23 protein-coding genes are annotated in these 26532 nt (G+C 65.9%); 10 read left to right on the plus strand and 13 right to left on the minus strand.

Going from position 1 to position 26532, the window contains the following annotated elements; genetic code table 11:
* The first annotated feature begins 8 nt into the window (after nt 1–8).
* The 5 genes from LB551_RS02765 to LB551_RS02785 all read left to right on the plus strand — a co-directional run bounded on the left by LB551_RS02765 (nt 9) and on the right by LB551_RS02785 (nt 7194).
* Nucleotides 9–4688 (plus strand): YadA-like family protein, encoded by a 4680-nt coding sequence (locus tag LB551_RS02765; RefSeq protein WP_224658115.1) that lies wholly within the window; start codon nt 9–11, stop codon nt 4686–4688.
* A gap of 7 nt (nt 4689–4695) precedes the next feature.
* Entirely contained in the window at nt 4696–5283 is a 588-nt protein-coding gene (locus LB551_RS02770; RefSeq protein ID WP_224658116.1) for an invasion associated locus B family protein, read from the plus strand.
* Nucleotides 5284–5296: 13 nt separating this feature from the next.
* The gene (locus LB551_RS02775) at nt 5297–5983 is read left to right on the plus strand and encodes a hypothetical protein (protein WP_224658117.1); all 687 of its coding nucleotides are present in this window, start codon (nt 5297–5299) and stop codon (nt 5981–5983) included.
* 49 nt (nt 5984–6032) lie between these two features.
* On the plus strand, nt 6033–6500 hold the full coding sequence (locus tag LB551_RS02780) for a DUF4189 domain-containing protein (RefSeq protein WP_224624358.1): 468 nt from the start codon (nt 6033–6035) through the stop codon (nt 6498–6500).
* A 151-nt stretch (nt 6501–6651) separates the two neighbouring features.
* Entirely contained in the window at nt 6652–7194 is a 543-nt protein-coding gene (locus LB551_RS02785) for an invasion associated locus B family protein (protein ID WP_411970925.1), read from the plus strand.
* 18 nt (nt 7195–7212) lie between these two features.
* On the opposite strand, the gene LB551_RS02790 is transcribed toward LB551_RS02785, so the two are convergent.
* Nucleotides 7213–9198, minus strand: a complete 1986-nt coding sequence (locus LB551_RS02790; protein WP_224658118.1) for an ABC transporter ATP-binding protein/permease — start codon at nt 9196–9198, stop codon at nt 7213–7215.
* Between the two features lie 294 nt (nt 9199–9492).
* Here LB551_RS02790 and LB551_RS02795 point away from each other — a divergent pair, with 294 nt between their 5' ends.
* On the plus strand, nt 9493–9933 hold the full coding sequence (locus LB551_RS02795) for a hypothetical protein (protein WP_224658119.1): 441 nt from the start codon (nt 9493–9495) through the stop codon (nt 9931–9933).
* Between the two features lie 48 nt (nt 9934–9981).
* Here the strand turns inward: LB551_RS02795 and LB551_RS02800 are convergent, their stop codons facing one another.
* The 8 genes from LB551_RS02800 to LB551_RS02835 all read right to left on the minus strand — a co-directional run bounded on the left by LB551_RS02800 (nt 9982) and on the right by LB551_RS02835 (nt 19339).
* The gene (locus LB551_RS02800) at nt 9982–10962 is read right to left on the minus strand and encodes an ABC transporter permease (RefSeq protein WP_224658120.1); all 981 of its coding nucleotides are present in this window, start codon (nt 10960–10962) and stop codon (nt 9982–9984) included.
* Between the two features lie 247 nt (nt 10963–11209).
* Nucleotides 11210–12181, minus strand: coding sequence for an ABC transporter permease (locus LB551_RS02805; protein WP_224658121.1), 972 nt, complete (start codon nt 12179–12181; stop codon nt 11210–11212).
* Entirely contained in the window at nt 12178–13728 is a 1551-nt protein-coding gene (locus tag LB551_RS02810) for a sugar ABC transporter ATP-binding protein (RefSeq protein ID WP_224658122.1), read from the minus strand. The genes LB551_RS02805 and LB551_RS02810 overlap by 4 nt, the downstream gene beginning before the upstream one ends.
* Nucleotides 13729–13953: 225 nt before the next feature.
* Entirely contained in the window at nt 13954–15003 is a 1050-nt protein-coding gene (locus LB551_RS02815) for an ABC transporter substrate-binding protein (RefSeq protein WP_140552242.1), read from the minus strand.
* Nucleotides 15004–15113: 110 nt separating this feature from the next.
* A complete protein-coding gene (locus LB551_RS02820; protein WP_224658123.1) occupies nt 15114–16028 on the minus strand; it encodes a sugar phosphate isomerase/epimerase family protein in 915 nt (304 codons plus the stop codon).
* A 38-nt stretch (nt 16029–16066) separates the two neighbouring features.
* Nucleotides 16067–17602 (minus strand): mannitol dehydrogenase family protein, encoded by a 1536-nt coding sequence (locus tag LB551_RS02825; protein WP_224658124.1) that lies wholly within the window; start codon nt 17600–17602, stop codon nt 16067–16069.
* Nucleotides 17599–18381 carry an SDR family oxidoreductase gene (locus tag LB551_RS02830; protein ID WP_224658125.1) on the minus strand — a complete coding sequence of 261 codons (783 nt, stop codon included), beginning with the start codon at nt 18379–18381 and terminating at the stop codon, nt 17599–17601. Before LB551_RS02830 ends, LB551_RS02825 begins: the two co-directional genes overlap by 4 nt.
* A 70-nt stretch (nt 18382–18451) precedes the next feature.
* Nucleotides 18452–19339 (minus strand): MurR/RpiR family transcriptional regulator, encoded by an 888-nt coding sequence (locus LB551_RS02835; protein WP_224658126.1) that lies wholly within the window; start codon nt 19337–19339, stop codon nt 18452–18454.
* Between the two features lie 328 nt (nt 19340–19667).
* Here LB551_RS02835 and LB551_RS02840 point away from each other — a divergent pair, with 328 nt between their 5' ends.
* Entirely contained in the window at nt 19668–20852 is a 1185-nt protein-coding gene (locus LB551_RS02840; RefSeq protein ID WP_224658127.1) for a Gfo/Idh/MocA family protein, read from the plus strand.
* Between the two features lie 286 nt (nt 20853–21138).
* Nucleotides 21139–21672 (plus strand): sterol desaturase family protein, encoded by a 534-nt coding sequence (locus tag LB551_RS02845; RefSeq protein WP_224658128.1) that lies wholly within the window; start codon nt 21139–21141, stop codon nt 21670–21672.
* A 59-nt stretch (nt 21673–21731) separates the two neighbouring features.
* Here LB551_RS02845 and dinB read toward each other — a convergent pair whose 3' ends face one another.
* Nucleotides 21732–22973 (minus strand): DNA polymerase IV, encoded by a 1242-nt coding sequence (gene dinB, locus LB551_RS02850; protein WP_224658129.1) that lies wholly within the window; start codon nt 22971–22973, stop codon nt 21732–21734.
* 142 nt (nt 22974–23115) lie between these two features.
* On the opposite strand from dinB, the gene LB551_RS02855 reads away from it, so the two are divergent.
* Nucleotides 23116–23352, plus strand: a complete 237-nt coding sequence (locus tag LB551_RS02855) for a hypothetical protein (protein WP_140552234.1) — start codon at nt 23116–23118, stop codon at nt 23350–23352.
* Between the two features lie 114 nt (nt 23353–23466).
* On the opposite strand, the gene LB551_RS02860 is transcribed toward LB551_RS02855, so the two are convergent.
* Nucleotides 23467–23883: a winged helix-turn-helix transcriptional regulator gene (locus LB551_RS02860; RefSeq protein WP_140552233.1), complete on the minus strand. Its 417-nt coding sequence runs from the start codon at nt 23881–23883 to the stop codon at nt 23467–23469.
* Between the two features lie 142 nt (nt 23884–24025).
* Here LB551_RS02860 and LB551_RS02865 point away from each other — a divergent pair, with 142 nt between their 5' ends.
* Entirely contained in the window at nt 24026–24613 is a 588-nt protein-coding gene (locus tag LB551_RS02865; RefSeq protein ID WP_224658130.1) for a dihydrofolate reductase family protein, read from the plus strand.
* Between the two features lie 119 nt (nt 24614–24732).
* Here the strand turns inward: LB551_RS02865 and LB551_RS02870 are convergent, their stop codons facing one another.
* Both LB551_RS02870 and LB551_RS02875 read right to left on the minus strand, forming a co-directional pair.
* The gene (locus tag LB551_RS02870) at nt 24733–25491 is read right to left on the minus strand and encodes an alpha/beta fold hydrolase (protein ID WP_224658131.1); all 759 of its coding nucleotides are present in this window, start codon (nt 25489–25491) and stop codon (nt 24733–24735) included.
* 109 nt (nt 25492–25600) lie between these two features.
* Nucleotides 25601–26515 (minus strand): alpha/beta fold hydrolase, encoded by a 915-nt coding sequence (locus LB551_RS02875; RefSeq protein WP_224658132.1) that lies wholly within the window; start codon nt 26513–26515, stop codon nt 25601–25603.
* Nucleotides 26516–26532: the final 17 nt, after the last annotated feature.

Here is a 26532-nt window from a genome sequence, read left to right on the forward strand (position 1 = left end):
AGGGAACCATGACCGACAATCAGATTTCGGGCGGCCACATTTCGAGCGGCTCTTTTGTTCAGCGTCGTGCGGCGCATTTCGCCACTCACTGGATCGCAAATGCCGATCCTCGCTCCCGTTCGACCCGGCGCCGCCTGATGGCGGTGCTGCGTCTGGCTCATAGCGTGCTCGGCATGCGGCGCAAGCGCCTGGGGCTTGGGACGCTGGGCGTCGGCGCGATGCCGGCGGCGGCCGCGATGCTGGGCGCCTTGGTGATCGGCATGGCCGCGACGCCGGCCCAGGCGCAATATCAGGCCGGTGGCGGGTCCGCGACCGCTCCAGAGGCCATAGCGATCGGAAACGGCTCAACCGCCAGCCTGAACTGGGCCATCGCGCTCGGCTTCCAAGCCAAATCGACGACGCAATACGGCGTCGCCATCGGCCTCAACGCGCAGGCCACGGGCACCGGCGGTGCGGTGGCGATCGGCTCCGGCGCGACCTCGAGCAACGTCAATTCGGTAGCGATCGGCGTCGCCGCCAATGCCGCTGCGGCCGGGTCCAGTGCGCTGGGCACCAACGCCCAGGCCTTGGGAGGGAACTCCACCGCAGTCGGTGTCGGCGCCACGTCCAGCGGCAATTATGGGTTCGCCGGAGGCTACGGATCCGTAGCCGGCGGACTGCGCAGCATTGCGCTTGGACAGTTTGCAGGGGCGTCCGGATTGGATGCGGTTGCCCAAGGCACCAGCACTGTTGCCAGCCAGCAGAATGCCGTTGCTGTCGGCTTCCAGTCGACCGCAACCGCGATAAACGCCGTCTATCTCGGCTCACGCACCGCCGCCGGAACGGGAGCGTTGGCAGAGAGCGCAATCGCCATCGGCACGGATGTGACGGCGTCTCAGGTTGATGCCACCGCGATCGGACGCTCAAGCAAGGCAACGGGAACGGCCGCCATCGCGATGGGCGCCACAGCCGTTGCTTCGAGCAATCTGACCGTCGCGATAGGCAACGGAGCGACCTCCTCGGCGACGGGCGGCGTATCCATGGGGTCTCTCGCAAAAGCCACAGCCATCAATGCCGTCGCCTTAGGCGCTGGCGCGGCCGCGAGCCAGGCAAACACCCTGGCTTTAGGCGAGTCCACCACTGCCAGCGGTGTGAACAGCACAGCGATCGGCGGTGGCGCGGTCTCCAGCGGGATTCAGGCGGTCTCTTTGGGCATCAACGCGAACGGAGGAGCCGAGAACGCAATTGCGATCGGAACGGTGGCCCAGGCCACCGGCACCAATTCGTTCGCCGGGGCATACCAAGCCGCCGCGAGCGGAAACCAGTCCGTGGCGCTAGGCGATACGGCGGCGGCTTCGGCCGCCCAGTCCGTTGCCATCGGCGTAGGCTCCGTTGCGTCGGGGACCAGTGGTTCGACGGCGCTCGGCGGCGGCGCAAGCGCTAGCGCAACCAACAGCCTGGCGGTTGGCGTCTTCTCCGTGGCTTCCGGCGAGACCTCGACGGCTGTCGGTGGGGGCGCGAACGCCACTGCCAGCGGCGCTGCGGCAGTTGGCGCAAATGCCAATGCCACCGGCGTCAACTCGTTCGCCGCGGGTTTCCAGGCCAATGCGTCAGCGGATAACGCCATTGCTGTCGGCCCGGCTGCCACCGCCGATTCCGCCGGAGCGGTCGCGATGGGCACCAATGCGGTGGCGACCGGCGGCAAGGCCGTCTCCATCGGGTCCGGCAACACCGCCTATGGCGACGGCGCGGTTTCCATCGGCGATCCGAGCTATGCCAGCGGCACCGGCGCCTTCACGGGCGGCGCCAACAACATCGCAAACAGCGACGGCACGGCGACCGCCACCGCGGCCAATATGGCCAACGGCGCCGTCGCCATCGGCAACAGCAACAAGGCGATCGGGCAGGGCTCGGTGGCGCTCGGCAACGGCTCGACGGCAGGTGCTGCCGGCCTCGCCGGCAATGTCGCGCTGGGCAATGGCGCGACGGCGGCGGCGAGCTCCGGCGACGTGGCGCTCGGCTCGGGCTCGGTGACCACGACGGCCGTCGGCACGGCGAGCGGGGTGGTCAACGGCACGACCTACGTCTTCCAGGGCACCAACCCGCTCTCGACCGTCAGCATCGGCGCGCCCGGCGCCGAACGCACGCTCACCAACCTGGCGGCGGGGCGCGTCAGCGCGCTCTCGACGGATGCGATCAATGGTTCGCAGCTCTTCGCCACCAACCAGGCGGTCGACGCCATCGGTGCGGCCATCACCAACATCAATGTCGGCGGCGGCATCAAATATTTCCACGCCAACTCTACCTTGGCGGATTCGCAGGCACTGGGCCCCGATTCCGTCGCCGTCGGCCCCAATGCGGTGGCCAACAATGCCGGCGACGTGGCGATCGGCCTGAATTCGACGTCTGGCGCGACGACCAATGTCGGCGGCACGACGATCGGCGGCGTCAATTATACCTTCGCCGGCGGCACGCCGGCCGGCGCCTTCTCGGTCGGCTCGGCCGGCGCCGAGCGCCAGGTTCAGAACGTCGCGGCCGGACAGTTGAACGGCGGTTCGACCGATGCCGTCAACGGCTCGCAGCTCTTCGCCACCAACCAGCAGGTGACGCAGAACACGACCGACATCGCCAATATCGGCACTGGCGTGACCGATCTCGGCAACACGATCAACAACATCGCCGGCGACACCTCGACCGCCTATACCGACGCCAACGGCATCGGCATCCGCTACGCCCGCACCAACGAAGCCGGCCTGGCGCAGACCGATTCCTTCGCACAGGGCGTCGGCTCCACGGCTGTCGGCTACCAGGCGACCGCAACCGGGGACAGCGCGCTGTCGCTTGGCCGCGGCACCCTGGCCAGCACCGACGGCAGCGTGGCGCTCGGTTCGGGTTCGGTTTCCGATCGCCCGATCGCTCCGGTTACCGGGCAACTGCCCGCCGGCCCATCCAACTTCATCGAGTACAACACCACCGACAAGACGCTGCTCGGCGCCGTGTCGGTCGGCAACGCTACATCCTACCGGCAGATCACCAACGTGGCCGACGGCACGCAGGATCACGACGCGGTGACGGTGCGCCAGCTCGCCGGCGCCATCGCCGCCGTATCGGCGACCTCGACCAAGTATTTCCATGCCAATTCGGTGGCTGCCGACTCGCTGGCGGTCGGCGCGGAATCGGTCGCGGTCGGCCCGACCACGGTCGTCAACGGCGATAACGGCATCGGCATCGGCAACGGCGCCGTCGTCGACCAGACAGCGCCCGGCGGAACGGCCATCGGCCAGAACGCGCATGTGATGCTGGCCGACGGCCTGGCGTTCGGCACCAATTCGCTCGCCTCCGGCATCCAGTCGGTGGCGCTCGGCGCCGGCGCCCAAAGCACCTTCATCAACAGCGTGGCGCTGGGCGCGCAGTCCATCACCTCGGTCGGTGCGCAGGCCGGCTACACGGCTTTTGCGCTGACCGCCCCGCAGACCTCGGTGGGCGAGGTGTCGATCGGCGGCGCGGGGGCCGAGCGCAAGCTCACCAATGTCGCGGCCGGCTCGGCCGACACCGACGGCGTCAACGTCTCGCAGTTGCGCGGCCTGGAGCAGAATGTCAGCAACCTGTTCGGCGGCACCACCGTCCTCAATCCCGACGGCTCGGTCACCGGCCCGACCTATACCATCCAGGGCAACAACTATTCGACCGTCTATGACGGCCTCACGGCCGTCGACAACGCGCTGACCACCATCAACAATGGTGGTGGCATCAAGTACTTCCACGCCAATTCGACACTGGCCGACAGCATCGCCGGCGGCACCGACGCCGTGGCGATTGGACCTGAAAGCGTGGCGAGCGGCACCGACAGCCTGGCCGCCGGCCATGGCTCTACGGCCACCGGGCAGGGCGCGGTCGCGCTCGGCCAGGGCGCGCAGGCCAACAACGCCGGCGATGTAGCGCTCGGCTCCGGCTCGGTGACGCAGACCGCCGTCGGTACCTCCAGCACCGTCATCAACGGCAAGACCTACGCCTTTGCCGGCACCACGCCGACCGGAACGGTCAGCGTCGGCGATGCCGGCGCGGAGAGGACGATCACCAATGTCGCTGCCGGACGGGTCGCCGCGGACAGCACCGACGCGATCAACGGTTCGCAGCTCTTCGCCTCCAACCAGGCGATCGAGGACCTGCAAACCGGCGTCGGAAATCTCAACCAGACCGCGGTGACCTACGACACCAATCCGGACGGCAGCAAGAAGAACAGCATCACGCTGCAAGGTGGAGACGTCAACGCGCCGGTCGTCATCTCCAATGTCGGCCCCGGTGTCGCCGGCACCGATGCGGTCAATGTCAACCAGCTGACCAAGGGCCTGGACACCGCCATCAGCACATCCAACACCTATACCGACAAGGTGGCGGCCACGACCCTGCAACAGGCCAACGACTATACCGACCAGAAACTCGGCCAGCTGAATTCGGACATCAGCGGCATCCGCGACGAAGCCCGGCAAGCGGCGGCAATCGGCCTTGCGGCTGCCTCGCTGCGCTATGACGACCGGCCCGGCAAGCTGAGCGTGGCGGTCGGCGGCGGCTTCTGGCGGGATGCGGGCGCCTTCGCCTTCGGCGCCGGCTACACCAGCGAGGACGGCCGTATCCGCGGCAATGTCTCGGGCACGGCGGCGGGCGGAAATGTCGGTGTCGGCGCCGGCCTGAGCCTCACGTTGAACTGAGGCGGGAATGAACGGGGCAACCAGCCATCATGCCCGGCTCTTTCTCCTGACCTGCCTGGCGGCTGCCGGCGGCCTCTCCCTGGCCGCCGGGCCGGCCGCCGCGCAAGCGACCGCGCCCTACAGGATCAAGCCGTCCGACGTGGCGGTGCCGCCGGAGGTGAAGCTGGGCGACTACCAGCGCACCATCCGCCCCTTCGAGAACTGGACTCTGATCTGCGACGAGAACCTCAAGGCGCGCAAGAAGGTCTGCAACGTTTCGCAGGTAATCGAGGACGGGACCGGCAAGATGGCCTTCAGCTGGTCGCTCGCCGCCACGCAGGACGGCAAGCCCTACATGATCCTGCGCACCGCGCCGAACGCGAAGAGCGACGGCCTGGTGTCGGTGAAGTTCGACGGGCGCGACCCGATCGGCGTTCGCTTGAACGGCTGCAACGAAATGGTCTGCGTCGGCATGCTGGCGGTAGGACCTATCATGCGCCAGCAGATCGTGCAGAAAGCGACGCCGGCGATCTCCTACCCGACCGTCGACGGCCAGACGATTACCGTGACCGCAACGCTCAAGGGGCTGTCCGAGGCCCTTGCGCCAATCAAATAACCGAGGCAGCACCGTGAGCCAGCAAGACCCGTTCATCTCCCCAGCGCGCGGCCCGAGCGTGGAGCCGGACCGCAAGAGGATCGTCGAGCCCGATCGCAAGAGGGTCGCCGAGCCGCAGCGACGGTGGCCGCGCGTTCTCGGCTTCTCGCTGCTGGGGCTGGCCATGATCGGCATCGGCTTCGCCGCCGCGAACTATGCCGCGATCGCCGGTCTCGTCGGCACCCCGACGGCCGCGCAGGCCGGCACGGCGCCGCCCGCATTGCCGGACTCGCCTTTCCTCGAACATGTCAAACAGGCCGGCGTGCAGGCCTGCTCGACGATCTTTCCGGTGCTTGGACAGGTCCTGACGACGGGCGCGAAATACAGCGTCAAATCCTTGTGGAACGACCAGGCCGCCGACAAGCACGCCGTGCAGGCCCTCGTCGGCATGGACTATGCGACGGAAAAATACAGCGGACCGGCCGCCGGCGTGGTTTTCGCATCGCCCACCGCCTCGGGTTGCGAAGGCGCGATGGTGCGGGTGGCGCCGTTCGCCAGCGCTTGCTCCGACATTCCCTCCATCCTTCCGCAAGGCAGCAAGATCACCGACCATCTCGGCCAGGTGGAAGTGTACGAGCTCGGTGGCAATTCGGGCGAAGCGCTTCTGCTGCCGACCGGCAACAGCTGCGTGGTGATCTCCATCGCGTCGGCTTCGAAGTGAGCTACGGGATAGGCGAATGGGCGAGGGCTCCTGGAAAGGATTGCAGACCATGAAATCGCGACGTCTGGCAGTTTTGTGCATGGCCCTGCTGTGGAGCGGGCAGGTTGTGTCGGCCGACCTTGTGGCGCCGCCGGAGCCGGAGCCGAAGGAGGAAAAGGGCATCTGGGGAGCGATCGCCTATTCCAGCGTCGATACCAAGCACGGCTTCTTCTGGGGCGCCGACAAGCGCCAGGAGGCGAAGGACGCCGCGATGAAATATTGCGAGAACGCCGGCGGCAAGGGCTGCACTGTCGTCACGGTATTCCGCAACCACCGCCATTGGACAGACGACGACGAGACGGGCTTTCCCTACAAGCACTGCGGCGCCCTGGCCGTGGCTAAGGAGAAGCAGAGCGACCGGCTGACGCCGTGGGGCGCGAACTCGGCCGAGACCCGCAAGGACGCGGAAGACCTCGCTTTGCATGCCTGCGAGGCGGCGGGAACCGAATGCAAGATCCGCGAGTGGGTCTGTACCTGAAGCGCGTCGGCCGAAACGGATTCGGGCGAGGCGCTTTGGAATTGCTTTTGCACCCTGCGTGAGGCAGATGACGGTGGCTCGCGGGTCCCGAAGATCGCACCGGTTTTCGGGGCCATGCGCGTAAAAACCCCGAAAGAGAAAGTCGCAATCGTTGTTTGACAGATTTGTTCTTCTGAAGGCGGCCGCACTCTGCGCGGCGGCTTTGGCCGCATCGAGTGCCTGTGCGCAACAGCAGCAGGCGGCCACGCTTCCAAACGGTGCGTCGTCGCTCCAGGAGACCTATCAGGACTGGAGCCTGGCCTGCACCATCCAGGACAATGCACGGTCCTGCTCGGTTTCGCAGGACCAGACGCAGAAGAACGGCCAGAGACTGCTGGCGGTGGAGTTGCGCACGGGGCCGAAGGGTGGATTGAGCGGAACCCTGCTTCTGCCTTTCGGCATCCTGTTCGATCCAGGCGTGACGATCCAGATCGACGACCAGCCGCCCCTCGGCCAATTGCGGTTCCGCACCTGCCTGCCGAACGGATGCGTGGCGCAGTTTCCGATCGACCGGGCGCTGGCGCAGAAGCTGAAAGCGGGCGGCGTATTGACGCTCAACGTCATCACAGACGCCGAGACCAAGCTCAACTTCCCCGTCTCCCTGAAAGGCCTCGGCGCCGCCCTCGACCGCGTCGCGGCGCTGAGCGGGCGCTGAGGAGGGACGAAGTCGGCTTCACTCCAGCTCGCGCGGCCTCTGGGCCGGAGCGCCGGAGCCCCACAAGGCGCGCCCGAGCAAGTTTCGTCTGCCCTTGCGCGGCACAAGATCGATGTCGCTGACAAGCTTTGCGCCGCCCTCGCGCCGCTCCAGTGTGATCTTGCGGCTGTGGAAGGCCTCCAGCTCGGCGCGATGCGCGACGCTTATGATCGTCACCTTCGGCAATTCATGGATGACGGTCTCCATCATCTTGTCCTGGCTCTTCTCATCGAGGGCCGACGTCGCTTCGTCCAGCACGACGATATCGGGATGGTGTAAGAGCAGGCGCGCGAAGGCGAGCCGCTGCTTTTCGCCACCGGACAGGGTCTGGTCCCAGGGCGCGTCCTCCTCGATCCGGCCGGTGAGGTAATCGAGCCCTACCTTTTCCAGGGCGGCGTTGATCTTCTCCAGCGTCCAATTGTCGGCGGCGGCCGGATAGGCGACCGCGCGGCGCAGCGTCCCGGAGGGAATGTAGGGACGTTGCGGCAACATGAACAGCCGCCTGCCGGGGTGGAAGTCGACGCTGCCGCCACCCCACGGCCACAGACCCGCGACGGCCCGCACCAGTGTGCTCTTGCCGGAACCGGATTCGCCGGCCACCAGCACCCGCTCGCCAGGCTCGATCTCGACCTCGGTTTCCTTGACCACGCCGGTGCCGTCGTCGAGCGACACCGAGAGATTGTCCAGGCTGAGCATCGCGCCGTCTTCGGTTTCGCCGTGCCTGATGCGTCCGAGCGCATCGCTGCGTTCGGCGCGCTCCAGCCCGTCGAGCGACATCATCAGCGAGGCGATACGCCGTGCCGAGGCGTTCCAGTCGGCGAGACGGGGATAGTTGTCGACCAGCCATCCGAACGCGCCCTGCACGATAGCGAAGGCGGAGGCGGCCTGCATGACCTGCCCGAGGCTCATGCTGCCTTCGAGAAATTTTGGCGCGCAAAGCAAGACCGGCACGACCGGCGCAAACAGGCTCGACCCCTGCGACACCAGGGCTGTGCGCATGTGCTGGCCTGTCAGCAGCGCCCATTGCCGAAGCACCGTGCCGAACGTCTTGTCGATGCCGCTGCGCTCCTCCTCCTCGCCGCCGAGCAAGGCGATGCTCTCGCCGTTTTCGCGCACGCGCGTCAGCGTGTAGCGGAAATCGGCTTCCGCCTGGTTCTTCTGCTCGGAGAGCCGCACGAAATGGCGGCCGATGACCACCATCGAGGTGGAGGTGATGGCGGCGTAGATCACCGCGGTCACCACAAGGAAGCCGGGGATGGTGATGCTCCAACTTCCGACCGGCAAAGTCAGCGCCCCACCGATCGTCCACAGCACCACGATGAAGGTGGAGGCCGACAGAAATGCGTTGAGGACACCGGAAATGAAATCGACGGGCGACTCCGTCGCAATCCGCAAATCCTCCGCTATGCGGGCTTCAGGGTTCGTGTGGTCGCCGCTCACGAGGTTCAGCTGATAATAGCGGCCGCTTGCCAGCCAGCGCGCGATGATCGCGGTGGTCGACCAGGAACGCCAGCGGCGCTGGATCGTCATGCGAAGGTAGACTTGCGCGACGACAAGGCTTGCGCTTCCAACCACGAGCGGCGGGAATACGGCGCTGAGCACATAGACGGTGTGGGCGTCGCGCTGCTCGATGGCGTCGAAGATCGAGCGGTTCCAGATGTTGATCCCGTACTGGAAGCCGACATTGATGCATATCAGCAGCAACAGCCCGATTGTGAACGGCCAGGCCAGCTTGTCGCCGCGCGTGCTCCAGTAGCCGCGCGCGCTGATCCAGAAGCGCCTCAGCAGGTATCGCTTGCGCGCCTCCTCGGCCTCCTGAGGCGTCAGCTCCGGACCGGGTTCGATGGCCCCAGGCGGCGGCGCAGGTTCGCCCACGACCTCGGACGCAACTTCGACAGTCGAGGCCTTCTCCTGGTGCGACTTCTCTGCCTTGCGCCGCCTGGCGCCGTCGACCGATTTCGGCATGAGTTCAGCCTCGGATGTAACGGCGACAACGGCCTAAAAATCAAAAGGTTTCACGAGGCCCGCTCCAGATGGCGCCAAGGCTCTCCCGTGCTCCCCTGCTCGATCCGCGACACCGCCCGCGGCCGCTCGACAATTTGCCCACTGGCCGCCCCGTTTCGTGACTGTCTCCTCACGGCCGGAGCGAGGCCATGTGCTTGGAACCAATGATGGGCGAGACTGTTTAGCCATGAACTTCGATGCGATGCCGACGTCCCGGCCCGGCCGGTAGGCGGCAATCTTGAGGAGCGCTTCGTCATGAATATTTCGTCCGGATTTCGTTCAGTCGCCATTGCCGTCATCACCGCCGCGGGCGTTGGCTTTGCCAGTGCCGCGCACGCCGACAGCGGAACGATCCGCTTCTCCGTCTACAAGGCGGCCTTCTTCATCGGCGGCTCCGGAGGCGAGGGCACGCTGACCTTCCATGGTCGCCGATATCCGATCTCGGTCGGCGGTATCTCGGGCGGCCTCGCCTTCGGTGCCTCCAAGACCTATTTCCGGGGCACCGTGCGTCATATCAAGCGCGCGCGGGACGTGACCGGGGTGTACGGCGCAGCGGGCGGCGGCGGCGCGCTCGGCAAGGGCGCCCAGGTGATCGTCATGACGAACGACAAGGGCGCCCAGCTCGAGCTCACGGGCAGGCAGGTAGGGCTGCAAGTCAACGCCGATCTCAGCGGCATGAGCATCACGGTGAAGTGAGGGCGGTCACTGCGTTGGTGTTTCGAGGGATGGGCCGGCGGCCCCTTCCTACCGCTCCTCCACGATCCGCAGATAGGCCGCGGTCACGAACAGGACGATCAGGCCGAACAGGATCCTTCTTGCCCCCTCCGGCATCTGCAAAATCGTCAGCAGCGTCGTCAGCACGGTCAGGATCAAGGCACCGATGATAGTGCCGGTATAGCCGCCGCGGCCGCCGAAAATGGACGTGCCGCCGATGACGGCGGCGGCGACCGAGGGCAGCACCAGCGGTTCGGCAAGGGACAGGGAAGGGGCCTTGATCAAGCCGATATAGAGCAGGCCGGTGATGCCGGCGAGCAGGCTGGAGAGGACGTAGAGCGCCGTGATGACCTGCCAATAGCGCACGCCGGAAAGGCGGGTCGCGCGCTCATTGTCGCCGACGGCATAGAGCAGGCGGCCGAAACCCGTGCGGTTCAAGCCGAAGACGATCAGCACCGCGACCGGGATGAACAGAAGCAGCGCGTTGGGAAACCCCGCGGTCACGCCGGTGCCGAGCCAGGCGAGGAAATCAGGGATCTTGGCGCCCGAGGCGATCACCGTGCGTTGATAGACCTGCAGGAAGCCGGTGCCGATCAGGCTGGTGCCCAGCGTCATGATCAGCGGATGGACGCGGAAGACGCCGACGCCGATGCCGTTGACGAGGCCGATCAGCACCGCCGGCATCATCGCCAGGAGGAAGGCCACGGCCGGGTCCTGGTTGACGGCTTGCGTAGCCATGATGAAGGCGCTCATCGTCGCCACCGTGCCGACCGAGAGATCAATGCCGCCGGTCAGCATGGTCATGGTCTGGCAGCCGGCAAGGATCGCCAAGGGAATGGCGAATTTGATGGTGTTGGCGATCCAGCGCTCGTTGACGATGCCGGGGCGCAGGATCTGCAAGATCACAACCAGGATGACCAGCAGGATGATCAACGGGATCAGCGGCCGGTCGGCCATGAAGCGTTTGACGCGGCGGCCGAAGGGGACGGGTGTGATCGCGGTGGTGCTCATGGGGTGGCTCGTGATTGCGATGGGGTGGGATTCTGCGAGGCTGGCGCCCTACGACGCCCCCCTCTGGCCTGCCGGCCATCTCCCCCTCCAGGGGGGAGATCGGATGGCGCGACGGCTTTCGCAAATTGTCGGGGTTGCAAGAATGAGCGAGGCGCCGAAGCTGCCAATCTCCCCCCTTGAGGGGGAGATGTCCGGCAGGACAGAGGGGGGCGCCGTAGGGCGCTACGTCCCATTTCATGGCCCCCCATCATTGCCGCCCTCGCATCGTAATGAACGCCCCGAACATCACCACGGCGACCATGATCAGGCCCTCGATGATGGCGGTGACGTTGGGGTCGATGGCAAGCAGGGTGAGGTCGGTGCGCACCAAGCGCAGCACGAAGACGGCGACGATGGGGCCGAGCAGGCCGCCCTTGCCGCCGCCCAGCGCCACGCCGCCCAGCACCACGGCCGCGACGCTGGCGAGCAGATAGGGGCCGGGAATGGGGGCGCCGATGCCGGTGCTCATGGTCAGCGCCAGGCCGCCCATGGCCGCGAACAGGCCCGACAGCGCATAGGCGATGATGCGGGTGCGCTTGACCGGCACGCCGCTGCGGAACGCTGCCAGCTCGCTCGAGCCGATGGCGTAGATGGACAGGCCGATGCGCGAGCGCCTCAGCGGTATCCAGACGATGCAGAGACAGATGATCAGCACCAGCAGCGCCTTCGGCAGCCAGGCGTCGATGTTCTGCGGCAGGCCCGGTATCGGCACGGTGCCTGAAATCATTGCCTTCAGCCATTCGGCGGCGGCCCCGCCCGGCGCGCCGAGCACCAGAAGGGCCGCCCCTTGCAGGACGAACAGCATGGCGAGCGTCACCACGATGTCGGGCACGCGGGTGACCACAATGAGCAGGCCGTTGAGCGCGCCAAGCACAAAACCCATAGCCAGCACGAAAGGCACCACGAACAGCGCGTATTCTTCCGAGGCGCCGGCCATCATCGAGGCGGCGGTGACGCTGGTCAGCGCCATCATGGCGGCGACCGACAGGTCGATGCCGCCGGCGATGACGACGACGGTCTGCGCGGCCACGGCAAAGGCGTAGGGCAAGACGGCGCGCGCCAGCGAGCCGAAATCGCCGCTGCCATAGCCGGGCTGGATCAGCTTGGTGACGACGAACAGCACGATGAGGAGGGCGAACAGGCCGGCGACCCAGCCCTGGCGGCGCAGGAGATGACTCATGGCGTCGCCTCCGGTGCATCCGGGGCATTTGCTGTCGGGTCCGCCAAGATGCCGACATCGGCCTTGACGCCGCGCGGTAGGCCGTAGGCGGCGCGCATCAGTGCCGGCTCGTCCGCCTCCTCGACCGGGAAGATATCGACGACGCGGCCGCCGAAGATGACGATGACGCGATCGCAGACGCGCTGCACCTCTTCGAGTTCCGAGGTGTAGAACAGCACCGACTTGCCGTGGCCGGCGAGCTCGCGCAGCAATTTATAGATCTCCTGCTTGGTGCCGACATCGATGCCGCGCGTCGGGTCGAAGCACAGGACGGTGCGGGCGTCCGCCGCGATCCAGCGGGCGATGGTCACCTTCTGCTGGTTGCCGCCGGACAGGCGCTGCACCTCGCCTTGCGCTCGGGTGTCGATCTGGAGGCGCGCGATGGCGCTCGCCACCGTGGCGCGCTCCTTGCGCATGGCGATCGGCCCCCAGTTGCGCAAGGCGGCGCTGAAGGGCAGCGCTATGTTCTCGCGCACCGAGCGCTGCATGGCGAGGGCCTCGGAGCGGTCGCCCGGCACATAGGCGATGCCGGCGCGGATGGCGTCGATCGGATGGGTGAATTTCGCCGGCTTTCCGTCGACCTCGATCGTGCCGCCGGACGGTTTGATCGAGCCGGCAAGGGCGGCGAACAATTCATCCTGGCCCTGGCCTTCGAGCGCGACGACGCCGACGACCTCGCCATCTGCGAGATCGAAGGAGACGTCGTTGAGCTTGGTGCCGACGCGTAGGTTGTGCACGGCAAGACGCGGGCGGGCAGGGGCCGACGTGGCGGCCTGGCCGGCGGCGCGGGCGGCCACCTTGGTCTTCTCGATGCGGGCGCCGAGCATCAGCTCGACGATCTTTTCCTCCACGCCGGGCTCGATGTCGAGAACGCCGACGGTCGCGCCGTCGCGCAGCACGGTGGCGCGGTCGCAGAGCGCCGAGATCTCGACGAAGCGGTGCGAGATGAAGATCACGGCACGGCCGCTGTCGCCCTGGCGGCGCACCACTTCCAGCACCTTTTCAGCGAGGTTGGCGGGGAGCGCCGCGGTCATCTCGTCGAGCAGCAGCACGTCGGGCTCGACGGCGAGCGCCCGCGCCAGGTCGAGCACGCGCAGTACCGCCAGCGGAATGTCGCGCGCGGTGTCGCGCAGGTCGAGGTCTGATATGCCGAGTTCGCGCACCCAGGCGCGGAACGGCTCGACCGGCGTGCCGGTCAGCCGCAGATTGGACAGTATGTCGAGATCGGGGATCAACGACGGTTCCTGGTAGACGGGCAGAAGGCCAGCGCGACGCGCGGCCGCGGGCGAGCGTATGTCGCGCGCCTCGCCACGGATCAGGACGCGCCCGGCCGAGGCAGGAACCGCGCCGGTCAAAATCTTCACCAGCGTCGACTTGCCGGCGCCATTGGCGCCCATCAGGGCATGCACCTCGCCCGGCAGCACGGACAGCGACGCGTCGCGCAGCGCGGCAACGGCGCCGTAATTCTTGGCGACGCCGGAGGCGTCGAGGAGGGGGCTGGTGGTCAAATTGCTGTCCGTATCAGAAACTCAATTGCTGGCGCTCTACGGCGCCCCCCTCTGTCCTGCCGGCATCTCCCCCACAAGGGGGAGATTGGCAGTTCCGATGCCGGCCTTCCCTTCTCCCCTTGTGGGAGAAGGTGGCCTCGCGAAGCGAAGTCGGATGAGGGCGCCGATCCACCTTCCCCCACAAGGGGGGAAGGAAGGAGCACGCCCCGGCTCGTCAATCCTGGTTTACTCGCCCGGGCCCTTGCAAGCCACGATCTGGTCCTTGGTGTACGTCGTCCAGTCCGGGATCGAGATCGAGACCGGCCATTCCGGGCTGAGCGACGGATCGGCGGCGGCTTTCAGCTTGGCCTTGCCTTCCTCAGTGGCGTTTTCCCAGAGCTGCGGCTCGACCAGAACGGTCTGCTGCGCCGGCTTCTTGCCGTCGAGGATCTGGAGCGCGAGCGTCACGCCGGCGCCGCCGATCGAGCCGGGATTGGTCACGGCTGCCCCGACCAGGTCCTTGACCGAATTCAGCTGGCCGACGAAACCGGCATTGTCGGCGCCGACGACCGGCACCATCGGCGCCTGCGATTCCACCAGCGCGTCGACGATGACGTTGTCGATGCCCGAGGTCCACACGCCGTTGAAGGGTGTGCCGGTGGCGAGGAAGGACAGCATCTGCTGCTTGGCCTGGTCCTGCTGCCAGCCGGTGAACACTTCCTGCGCGACCTTCACGTCGGGGAATTCGGCCAGCGCCTTCTTGAAGCCCTTGTCGCGGTCGCTGTCGGCCGAGGCGCCGGCGGCGCCGCGCATGTAAAACACCTCACCCTTGCCGCCCATCTGCTGGAACAGCCATTTGGCGCCGAGATAGGCATATTGTTCCTGGTTGTTGGAGATGATGTAGGCCGACGGTTCGGTGACCGCCTGGTCGACGGCGACGACAACGATGCCGGCCTTGGTGGCTTCCTCCAGCCCCGCCTTGATGCCGGCGGGATCAGCCGGATTGACGACGATGGCGTCGACCTTGGCGCTGATCAGGTTGCGGATATCCTCGAGCTGCCCGGCGGCGTCGGTGTTGCGGTGGGCGATGTTGAGCTTGGTCACTTCGCCGGAGGCCAGCGCCTGCGCCTTCATGGCGCAGACCATCTCCTCGCGCCAGCCATTGCCCTGCACGGTATTGGAGATGCCGATCGTGTATTTGCCCTCGGCGGACGAGACGCCCATCGAGGCCAGCAAGGCAGCGCCGGCAAGGAGTGGAACAATGGGCAGCGGCGCCATGGTCAGGTATTTCTTCATTTCAGATTTCCTCCACTTTGATTTTAATTTCAATTCCAAGTCGTTACACCGCGCCGTTCAGAAAGAGATTCAGGCGGCGTAATTCAAGTTTCCGTTTCAGTTTTCCGCCGTCATTTCACGAAGGGTCGCAACACGTCCCGCGCGAGCAGGAAACCGCGCTTGACCTTATCGTCGCTGCCCTCGAACCACCGGTCCTCGTGCTCGATGATGATCGGACCGTCATACCCGGCACGATAAAGGCCGGAGAAGAAGCCGTTCCAGCTGACATCGCCCAGCCCCGGCATGCGCGGCACCTGCCAGCCTATGCCAGACGAAAGGATTCCGCGCTCGTACAAACCATCATGATCAATCATCAGATCCTTGGCGTGGACATGCAGAATGTAGGGGCCGAATTCCCTGATGAATCGGGCCTGGTCGATCATCTGCCAGACCAGGTGCGAAGGATCGAAATTCATCCCGACATCGCCGCCCCAGGTTTCGAGGATGCGGCGCCAGACCAGCGGCGAATAGGCGATGTTGTGGCCGCCCGGCCATTCGTCATGGCTGAAGATCATCGGGCAGTTCTCGAAGGCGAGCTTGACGCCGTGGTCGCGCGCATGGGCGACGATATCGGGCCAGACCTCGAGCGCGTGCTGCCAGTTGACGTCGACGGTCTTCGAGGCATCGCCGCCGCAGAAGGTGTTGACCAGGGGCACGCCCATATTCGCGGCCAGCGCGATCACCTGCTTCAGGTGGTCGATCACCGTCTTGCGGTGGGCGGCATCGGGATGCAGCGGGTTGGGATAGTAGCCGAGACCGGAAATGGTCAGTCCCTTGCCGGCAAGGTTTGCCGCGATGTCCCTGGCCTGGGCCGGCGAGGTCGCGGTGGCGTCGATATGGCTTGTACCGGCATAGCGGCGGCTGGCGCCCGAGGCTTTCGGCCAGCAGGCGATTTCCAGCGCCTCGAAGCCGGCCGAGCTTGCCCAGTCGGCGACCGCGTCGAGCGGCGTCTCCGCGAACGGTGCGGTGAGCAGTCCAAGCCTCATAATGCCTCCCCTGGTCGTGAATTCACGACCGATTCCTACTATGCAGATCGTGCCGGCTGCTTCAACCGCTCATCTGCCGGTTGCGCGCATGCATGCCTGACGGTTGCCATCGGATCGTCCGATAACAGCCCGTCGAGCGCCGATGTGACGGCCTTGCGGAACATGTCATTGGCGGCGAGAGCGGGATCGAAGATGGCGTCGATCGCCAGGATGCCCGCGGCCAGCGCCGGGACATCGCGTCCGCTTGCCTCCGCTATGCCAGCGATCTTGCCGGCATAGGGATCCGACACCGGCCAGCGCCGGCCGAACCGGGGTGAGGCCTGGATCAGATAGGCCATCCAGCCGGCGACGGACACCGACAGCAGCGCGATGCTTTTTGCCTCGCCCAGCCGATCGCGGATCGGGTTGAGCAGGCGCTGAACGATCTTTTGCGAGCCGTCGGTGGCGATCTGGTGGTTGCGGTGGCGGATCGCGGTATTCTGCAGGCGGCCAAGGCTCTGCTCGACATAGGCTGATGGGTCCATGCCGGGCACCGGCTTCAACGTTGGCAGAGTCTCCTCGACGAGCATGCGGCGCACGAAGGCTGACAGAAGCGGGTCCGCCATCGCATCGGAAGTGTGTTCGAGGCCGGCCAGCACGCCGAGATAGCTGAGCGTCGTCTGGGCGCCGTTCAGCACACGCATCTTGAGATGCTCGAACGGCGTGACGTCGTCGACGAAGGTCGCCCCCACCAGGTCCCAGCGCGGCGTGCGGCCGGCGAATTTCTGCTCGATCACCCATTGCCGGAACGGCTCGCCTGCGACGACGGCTCTATCGCGGTAGCCGAAAAGCTGCTCGACGCCGTCGAGATCGGCCGGCGTGCTCGCCGGCACGATGCGGTCGACCATGGCGCAAGGGAAGGCGGCATTGGCCGCGATCCAGCCGGCAAGGCCGTTGCCGCGCCGTTCGGCAAAAGTCCGCACGACATTTTCCAGGATGGTGCCGTTGGCCGGGATGTTGTCGCAGGAGAGCAGCGTCAGCGGCCGGCCGTGCGTGGCCATGCGTTGCTCCAGCGCCCGCGCCAGAATGCCGGGCACGCTGCGCGGCGTCAGCGGGTTTGCGAGATCGTGGACGATGTCGGAATGGTCGAGGTCGAGCGCGCCGCTGGCCGGGACATGGCAGTAGCCCTTTTCGGTCACGGTCAGCGTCACGAATTCGATGTCCGGGGAGGAGAGCACTTCGAGCGCGGGCATAGCGCTCGCCTGGCTGTCGACAACGCGCACGATGCTGCCGATGACGCGGGCCTCGACATGGGAATCCTGGCGGATGAGCCTGGTGTAGAGCCCGTCCTGACGGCCGAGCGTATCGGCGAGCGCCGGCGGACGGATGTTGATGCCGACCACGCCCCAGCGGCCGAAGCTCCGCGCCAGGAGGTCGTCGGTGTATTCGGCCTGGTGGCAGCGGTGGAAGGCACCGACGCCGAGGTGCGCCATGCCTGCCTTGAGCAAGGCACGGTCATAGCCGGGCCTTTGCACCGTCGCCGGCAGGCGGCCGAGCAAGGCCGGACCGAGCGTCTCGGGTGCGGCCGTGCTCACCGGTTGGCTCCGATAACCCACTGTTCCTGATCGATCAGCGCGCCGGTCATCGGTCCCGCGGCGTCGGAGAGAAGGAAGACGGCGAGCCTGCCCACGTCCTCCGCCGAGAACAGCCGGCCGAAAGGCTGCGCGGCGTTGGCGGCATCGAGCCAGCCGGCGCCGTGGCCGAGCGTCTCGGCCTGCATGACGCGCTCGGCGGGCGTATCGGTCCAGCCGACATTGATGCCGTTGACGCGGATGCGGTCGAAGCGGTGGGCGTTGGCGGCGTTCCTGGTCAGCGTCGCCAGCGCGCCCTTGGTGGCGGAATAGACGGCGAGCTCGGGCGAGCCGCAATGGGCGTTGATCGACAGGATGTTGACGATCGCGCCGGCCTGGCCCCGCTTCCGCATGTCGGCAATCGCCGCCTGCATGAGGAAGAACGGGGCGCGGGCATTGACGGCGAACAGCGAGGCCCAGTCGTCGGGGGTCGCATCGAGGAAGGAGGCCCGGTCGGTCAGGCCGGCGGCGTTGACGAGGCCGTCAATACGGCCGAAGCGGTCGATGCAGGCTTGCGCAAGAAGGGCAGGGGCTGCCGGGTCGGAAAGCTCGGCGGCGACGAAGTGCGCCGGCGTGCCGGTTTGGGAAAGGTCCGCAGCGACGGCGTCGCCGCGCGTCCTGTCGCGGCCGGTGATCAGCAGGCCGCCGGCGCCGGCACGCGCCAGCGATTGGGCGACCGCCCGGCCGATGCCTTGCGTCGCGCCGGTGACCAGCACCATCTTGCCGTCGAGCTGAAGCTCCATTCCTCCTCCCGGAACAAAGTTTCTATTTCTTGAAATATGGAATGTCAGTTCTTGTTAGTCAACCGCGCGATCATTCTGCCCGTTGGGCCACGACGCCATGGACCAAAGCCATGCCGACGGCGAGCGACGCCGCCAGCGAGCGGAAGCCTGCGAAGTCCTGTTCCACCACTTCCAGCCAGGTGTCCGAGAACTTGACCAGCGGAGAAAAAGTGCTGTCGGTAATGGTGACGATCCGCGCGCGCCGCTCATGGGCGACCGCGACGAGGTCGGGCGTGATCGAATTGTAGGGGCTGAAGGAGACCGCCAGCACCGCATCACGTCTTCCGATGCAGCCGACCTGGTCGAGCGCGGTGGAGCCGACATTGTCGACCAGCACATTGCGCACGCCTTGCTGCGACAAGGTCAGCGAGAGATAGCTGGTGACGGGAAAGGCGCGCTTGGAGCCGATGACATAGATCAGTTCGGCGGCCGAAAGCAGCGCCACCATTTTCTCGAAGCTCTCGATATCGAAGCCGGCTTCGATGCGGCTGAGCGAGGCCTGCGAGGCGCCGACCATGCCGCGCAGGAAATGCAGGTCGGCGTTGGGCTCGGTCCGCTGTTCGCCACGTCCCTCCGGCCAGGACGCCTTGACATGGTCCTTGAACAGGCCCTGGAAATCGGAAAAGCCGGCATAGCCGAAGATCTGGGCGAAGCGCACCAGCGTCGAAGGCTGCACCCCTGCCTGCGCGGCGACCTGTGCGATGGTGCCGAGCGCGACATCGCTCGGATGCTGCCACAGGAAGATCGCGACCTGGCGCAGCCGCTTGGGGAAATGGACCGTGCCCGACGACAGCACCGCGCGCAGCTCCTCATAAGTCTGCGGCTTGATATGGCCGAGCGCGGCCAGCGAGCGCCCGCGCTTGCGGGTCGTCGCCTCGTCGGCACTGGACCGTCCGGATGTTTTGCGCGCCCCACTCATGATTTCAGGCTAGCGCGATACGATCGTTTTACAATATGAAAATTGGAAATCCTGTTCGAAGGTTATAGGCGTTCTGCAGCGAAGAAGTTCGATCTGTTCAACCATAGCGCTCTACGGCGCCCCCCTCTGTCCTGCCGGACATCTCCCCCACAGGCGGGAGATTGGAAGCGTCGACCGCGACGCCTTTCATGCAACGCCGGCAATTGGCGAAAGCCGGCGTGACATCCGATCTCCCCCTCGAGGGGGAGATGTCCGGCAGGACAGAGGGGGCGTCACAGAACTCGACAGTGGGTGCTGGGCAAACAAACTATCGGGAGGAATCATCAGCATGGTCTATGCGACATCGGACGGATCGGCGGGCAAGCGTTTGCGCGTCGGCATGGTGGGAGGCGGGCAGGGCGCCTTCATCGGCGCGGTGCATCGCCTCGCCATGCGGCTTGACGACCAGATCGCGTTGGTGGCCGGGGCGCTATCGTCCGACCCCGGGAACGCCGCCGCCTCGGCCGCCGAGATCGGCATCGCGCCGGAGCGCAGCTATGCCGATTACCGCATGATGGCAAAGGCGGAGGCGGCGCGCCCGGACGGCATCGAGGCCGTCGTTATCGTCACGCCCAACCACCTGCACGCGCCGGTCGCGACAGCCTTTCTCGAAGCCGGCATCGATGTGATCTGCGACAAGCCGCTGTCGACGACGCTGGGCGAGGCGCAAGCCCTGGTGGCGCTGGCGCGGGAGAAAAATCGCCGCTTCGTCGTCACCCTCAACAACACCGGCTACGCCATGGTGCGCCAGGCGCGCGAGATGGTGGCGGCGGGTGAGCTCGGCCGCATCGTCTCCGTGCACGGCGCCTATATCCAGGACTGGCTGACCAGGCCGATCGATGCCGACGGCCAGAAGCAGGCGGAATGGCGTACCGACCCGGCGCGTGCCGGACAATCGGCGGTGCTGGCCGATATCGGCGTGCATGCCTTCAATCTGGCGAGTTTCATCAGCGGCCACGAGGCCGAGACGGTGTCAGCCGACCTGTTCACCGCCGTGCCGGGACGGCGGCTCGACGACAACGCGCATGTGCTGGTGCGCTGGGCGGGCGGCGCACGCGGCACGATCCTGGCCAGCCAGACGTCGCCCGGCCACTATAATGATCTCTCCGTGCGCATCTATGGCGACAAGGCCGGGCTCGAATGGTCGGGCACGCGGCCCGAGGAACTGCGTTTCTCCAGATATGGCGAGGAAACCCGCACGCTCGTGCGCGGCGGCCATGGCTCGACGCAGGAAAGCCGGCGCGTGTCACGCATGCCGGCGGCGCATCCCGAAGGCTATATCGAGGCCTTTGCCAATTTCTACCGCGACGCCGCCGACATCATCCGCGCGCATCGTTCGGGCGCTGCCGTCGATGCGGCCCGGGCGGCGCAGGTGCCCGATGTGGTCGACGGCGCGCGCGGCGTGAAGTTCGTCGCCGCGGCCGTGGAGTCGAACGCGGCTGATGGGGCGTGGACGATGGCGAGGTTCGGGTGAGGGCGTGCCATCGAATGTGAAGCACGCCATCGCGGCCACGTCGACGGTGCCGCGCTGTTGACGGCGATCAAGAGTTGGCTGTCCATTCGGGACCACGCTGAGTTCCGCCATTTTTCAGTTCGTTGCGAGGCTGGTTTCGAGGGCAGCAGCCGGTTGACTGCTTCCAAATCGTTGCCGCGGACCTTGCGCGAGGTGATTGCGACGCTATGTCAGGTACATCCGCGTTGCTTCTCGCGCGCGCGTTCGGCAATCTCATCGCTTCTTCGGCGTTGAAGGCTTGGTCCCGATGGAACTCGGTCTCGTTGGATACTATAGCGACTTCGTGGTGTATCCGCTGGCGATCGTCGTGCTCGCCGTCGCCGGACTGCTCGAGGCCGGAGAAGAAAATGCGCCGGGCTGGCTGGCCACGGTCATCGCTTGTCTCTGCTTGTGGACGCTGATCGAATACGTCATGCACCGGTTCGTCCTTCACCACATTCCCTGGATCAGGGATCTGCACGACCGCCATCACGTCGAGGAGCGCAGTCCGGTGGGCACGCCCACCTGGCTCAGCCTCGGCGTGCATGCGCTTGTCGCGTTCTTCCCCATATGGATGGCTTCGGATTTCGCGGTCGCCAGCGCGGCGAGCTGCGGGCTGATGCTGGGCTACCTTTGGTACATCAGCATCCACCACATGATCCATCACTGGCATCCCAGGCATCCGAGCTATCTCTACACGCTGAAGCGCCGCCACGCGCTGCATCATCATGTCGACGAAAACGTCAATTACGGCGTGACGTCGCTGTTCTGGGATCGGGTCTTCGGCACGATGCGCCTCTGAAGCAAAGAGGTGTGCCATTCGGGCAGCGCAGGTCTGACGGACGAGACAGCCATTCCCGTTCACAATTCCTTCTGCGCCAATTCCCTGAACTCGTCGGGCACGGAACGGGCCGCCTCCAGCGCCACGGTGCCGTAGCCGACGGCCTGTTTGCCGAAGCGCTCGCGGATCTTGTCGATGGCGCGGTCGGCGCCGAAGCGTGCGAGGCCCTTCCTGGTGCCGGGGCGGCGCTTTTCGTCGGCGAGGCCGAGCGGCAGTTCGAGCTGCAATTCGGCACTTTCCTCCAGATGCGAGACGGAGATCGCCAGCAGCGAAATCGTCCTGTCATGCGGATGATCGGCAAGCACGCCCCGCACCAGGTCTGTCGCGATCTCGGCCAGCATCACCGTCGCCGAAATCGGCTGGTCTGATGTGGTCGAGCGGGTGACGGCGCTGAGGTCGGCGAAGCGCACGCGCACCGTCACCGTGCGGCCGGGGCGCGCCTTGGCGCGCAACCGGCTGGCGACGCGGTCGGCCAGATGCAGCAGGACGGGGATGTAGACGCTTTCCAGCGCCGGCTTGCGGCCAAGCGCCGACTGGGCCCCGGCCGAATGGGCGCGGCGATGTGTTTCCAATCTGCGCGGGTCGCGGTTCCACGACAAGGCGGCGAGCTTTTCGCCGGCGGCGGGGCCGAGCAGCCGCGCCAGCGCGCCGCTGTGCGTCCTGGCCAGTTCGCCGATGGTCTCGACGCCGATCTCGGCCAGCCGCGCCTTGGTCGCCGGGCCGACGCCCCACATCAGCGAGACCGGCAGGTCGTGCAGGAAGGCGATCTCGGTGCCGGGCTCGACCACCACCAGTCCGTCGGGCTTGGCCACCTGCGAGGCGATCTTGGCCAGGTGCTTGGTGCGTGCGACGCCGATCGAGATCGGCAGGCCGAGTTCGCTCCGCACGCGGCGGCGAATGGTCGAGGCGATCTCCCGCGGCTGTCCGAACAGATGCGTGCAACCGGCGACATCGGCGAAGGCCTCGTCGATGGAGATGCGCTCGACCAGCGGCGTGAAATCGTCGAGCACCTTCATCGCGGCGTCGCCGAGCCGCTGGTAGTCGCGGAAATTTCCGCCGACGAAGATCAGCTGCGGGCAGAGCTCGCGCGCCTTGCGGCCCGGCATGCCGCCGCGCACGCCGAAAGCGCGGGCCTCGTAGGAGGCGGCGAGCACGACGCCGCCGCCGACCGCGATCGGCTTGCCGCGCAGCGACGGGTCGAGAAGCTGCTCGACCGAGGCATAGAAAGCGTCGAGATCGGCATGCAGGATGGTGGGCTCCATCCCCGGTTCCTCGCCACGTTGTAGAATATGGAACATAAAGAGAACAAACATTGCTCGCTGTCAAGCGAGGTCGCGATCTGCCGGAACATTGTCGCTCACAATCGCGTTGACGGGCCGAAGGGAGCTGCATGCGGAGGCTGGCATGGGCAACTTTGAAATGATCGATCTGGTTTGCGTCGTCAACGCCTGCTCGACCGACCGCGCCGCCGGGCGGCTGGTGTCGATGGCCAGGGCCGTGGAGGAATTGCGGGTGCTGACCGGCGATTTCGTCTCGGCCGACGAAACGGTTGCGAATGCGTTGAGTGAAGTCGCGCTGCAATGCGGCTGTGCCGTGCTGTTCGATGAGCAGGCGGGCGCCGACATATTGCGCACGCCCTAGCTCGTCGCCGGCGTGCTTGTTTTTGCGCTATTCCGAACACAGGGCCGTCACACGCTTTTCAACGCGCGTTGCCGATGCGTGTCGTTGTCCCGAGGCCGCCTTGGGCGGCATCCATTAACCGAGATGCTCCGCTCGCAGCGCCTGCTTCAGGCGCTCCAGCGCCGGCTCCCCGCCGGCAGCGAGCTTATCGGCGATCCTTGCCAGATGATCGTCGGCCTTGCGGTGCTTGCTGCCCCAGGCACCGAGCGTGGCCAGCACGGGCACAAGGTCGATGCCGGCCTCGGTCAGGCGATAGATCGCCTTCAACCCATGCGTGGGATCACCGCTGCGGGTGAGGATGCCTTCGTCCTGCAATGTCTGGAGGCGCTCGGCCAGCGTGCGCGAGGATATGCCCTCGTCGGATTGCAGGAATTCGCGAAAGTGTTTTTTTCCGGCGAAGACCAGATCTCGGATGATGAGCAGCGTCCAGCGGTCGCCGAGCAATTCGAGCGACAGGTTGATGGGGCAGCCGGACCGGTCCCGCGTCGACATGTGCATGGTTCCATTTTTAAATCGCTTTACTATTGACAGCATTTTCATCTCAGGTCAATAGTTCCAAATGTAAACCATCGGCAGCCGTGCCGGCCGAGCGGGTAAAACGAGCCGCTCGGCCCTTTGACCAGGGAGAACCATAATGAAAAAGCTGATCCTGCAGATGCAGATGTCGGTCGACGGTTTTGTCGGCGCCGACGCGGATCATCGCTGGCAGCTCTGGGAATGGGGCGACGACAGCGCCTGGGACGAGGAGCTGAAACGGGATTTCAACGCCGTCTTCGCCGGCATCGATACCATCCTGCTTAGCCGCAAGATGGCCGAGGAAGGCTACCTCACTCATTGGGGCAATGCGGCCAAGAAATTTCCCAGGGACGCATTCTATGCTTTTGCCCAGCGCATCGTCGAGGCGAAGAAGGTGGTGCCGAGCGACAGGCTCAAGGCCTCGCGATGGGAGCGCACGACAGTGGTCAGCGGCGACCTGCCACGGGAGGTCGGCGCGCTCAAGGCGGGCGAGGGCGGCGACATCGCGGTATTCGGCGGCGCCGGCTTCGCCTCGGCGCTGATCGCGACCGGGCTGGTCGACGAGTTCCAGCTGTTCATCAACCCGGCGGTGCTGGGCGCCGGACGCCGCATCTTCGACCAAGGCGGGTTCCGGACATTGCGGCTGCTCGGCTCGAAATCCTATGCCTGCGGCATGGTGGTGAGCCGATACGCGCCAGCGGGGTGACAGGGTGGCGTAAGCCCTGCCCCAAAACCGTTTCGGCGGAATCCCATGGCCGCGTCTGTTCGTCTTCAAGTGCGACAGTCGCGGTGCGACGAAAGAGCATGCGATGGGACGGTTCTTGGCTATTTCAACGCGTCCGCCGCCGCCAGGATGACATCGGCGACTTCTCGCGGCCTGGAGAGCATCGGGACGTGGCTGGTCGATAGCTCGGTCACCTCGGCGCCGATCGCCTTGGCCATGGCGGCCTCGGCTGCCGGTGGGATCATGCCGTCGTTCTTGGCGACTATGTACCAGCTCGGCTTGGTTTCGTAGGCGGCGGCCTCAAGCCTTTCATCGAAGATCCCCGAGAAGGCCGGTCCCTGGGTGGCGGTGATCACGCTGATTTCGCCCGGCGGCAGGTCTTGCGCGAAGTGTAGGGCGACGCCCTCGGGGCTTAGCCGGAGATAACCGGCGCTGTCGGCTTGCAGCGAACCGGCCCATGGCGCCGGCTGGCCCTTGCCAAGATCGTTGATGGAGACGCCCTTCGGCGGCGCGAAGGCGGCGACGTAGACCAGCGCCTTGACCTTGTCGTTCACGCCCGCCTGGCTGATGACGACACCGCCCCAGGAATGGCCAACCAGGATGACCGGTCCCGACTGGGCATCGATAACACGTCTGGTCGCGTCGACGTCGGCGGCAAGCGAGCTCAACGGGTTTTGCACCGCCACCACATTGAGCCCCTTGGCTTCCAGCAATGGAATGACCTTGCTCCAGCTCGAGCCGTCGGCGAAGGCGCCATGGACCAGCACGGCCGTTTTCTTCGGGGCATTGGCGGTCAATGCAGGTACCGCCGCAGCCATTACAGCCGTGGCTCCCAGAACCAGGAAATCCGATACCGACATAGAAAGTCTCCCATTTGCGCCGACAGCGCCCTTGCGAGGAGCAAGCCGTACGGCTTCGTTTCACAAGATCGATTACGGCAAAGCCCCGGGTAATCTCCGGAAGCGGCTGCTACCTGGCGAGGAAGTCGGCGATGAGCTTGACCGTGGCATCCGGGTTTTCTTCCATGATCCAATGGCCCGAGGCGGGCACGATGGCTCCGGTCACATCGGCGGCGACGAACCGCAGAATATCTGCCTGCGTGGTGCCCGCCGATTTTTCGGCGCCGACGGCCAGAACCGGCATGGGCAGTTTGCCGCCGGCGGAAAGCATCGCCTGGTTGTCGGCGGCGTCCTGATCGAATGCCTTGAACTGTTCGAAAGCGTCATGCATGGCATGCGGCCTGGCATAAAGCTTGGCGTAGTGGGCGCGCGTCGCCTCGTCGATCTTTCGGGGATCGGCGGAAAGCTCGTTGTAGAAGCGATCGAGATAGATGCGCTCGCGGCCCTTCACCAGCCGCTCCATGTCGGGGCCACGGAAGTTGAAGTGCCACAAGAGCGGGGTTTGCTTGATCTTGTCCCAGTCGCCGATTCCCGGCAGGGGCGCGTCGATGACAACCCATCTGGTGACACGCTTCGGATATTGCGCGGCCAACGCGTAGCCGACCATGTTGCCGATGTCGTGCGTCACCAGATCGACCTGGTCGATTTTCAGCGCATCCATCACGCCGGCGATATCGACCGCCTGGTTCTTCTTGGCGTAGCCGGTGTCTGGATGTGCGGACAGTCCCATGCCGCGCAGGTCCGGCACGATCACCGTATGGTCCTTCATCAATCTTGCCGCGACCGGCGCCCACATGTCGCCGGTGTCGCCGAAGCCGTGCAGCAGCAGCACTGCCGGGCCTGTGCCGCCGACGCGGACATTCAGGCTGGTGCCGTTGGTCTCGATGGTGCGCGCCTTGAAGGCGGCAGGAAACGGCATTACCCGCGCCATGGCTGGAAAGCTCATCGCAAGCAGGCCGAGGATGATGATCAAAGGACGGAACATGGTATTCTCCCGAGATT

Source organism: Mesorhizobium sp. BR1-1-2, assembly GCF_020165435.1.
In the GTDB taxonomy this organism is placed as follows: Bacteria; Pseudomonadota; Alphaproteobacteria; order Rhizobiales; family Rhizobiaceae; genus Mesorhizobium.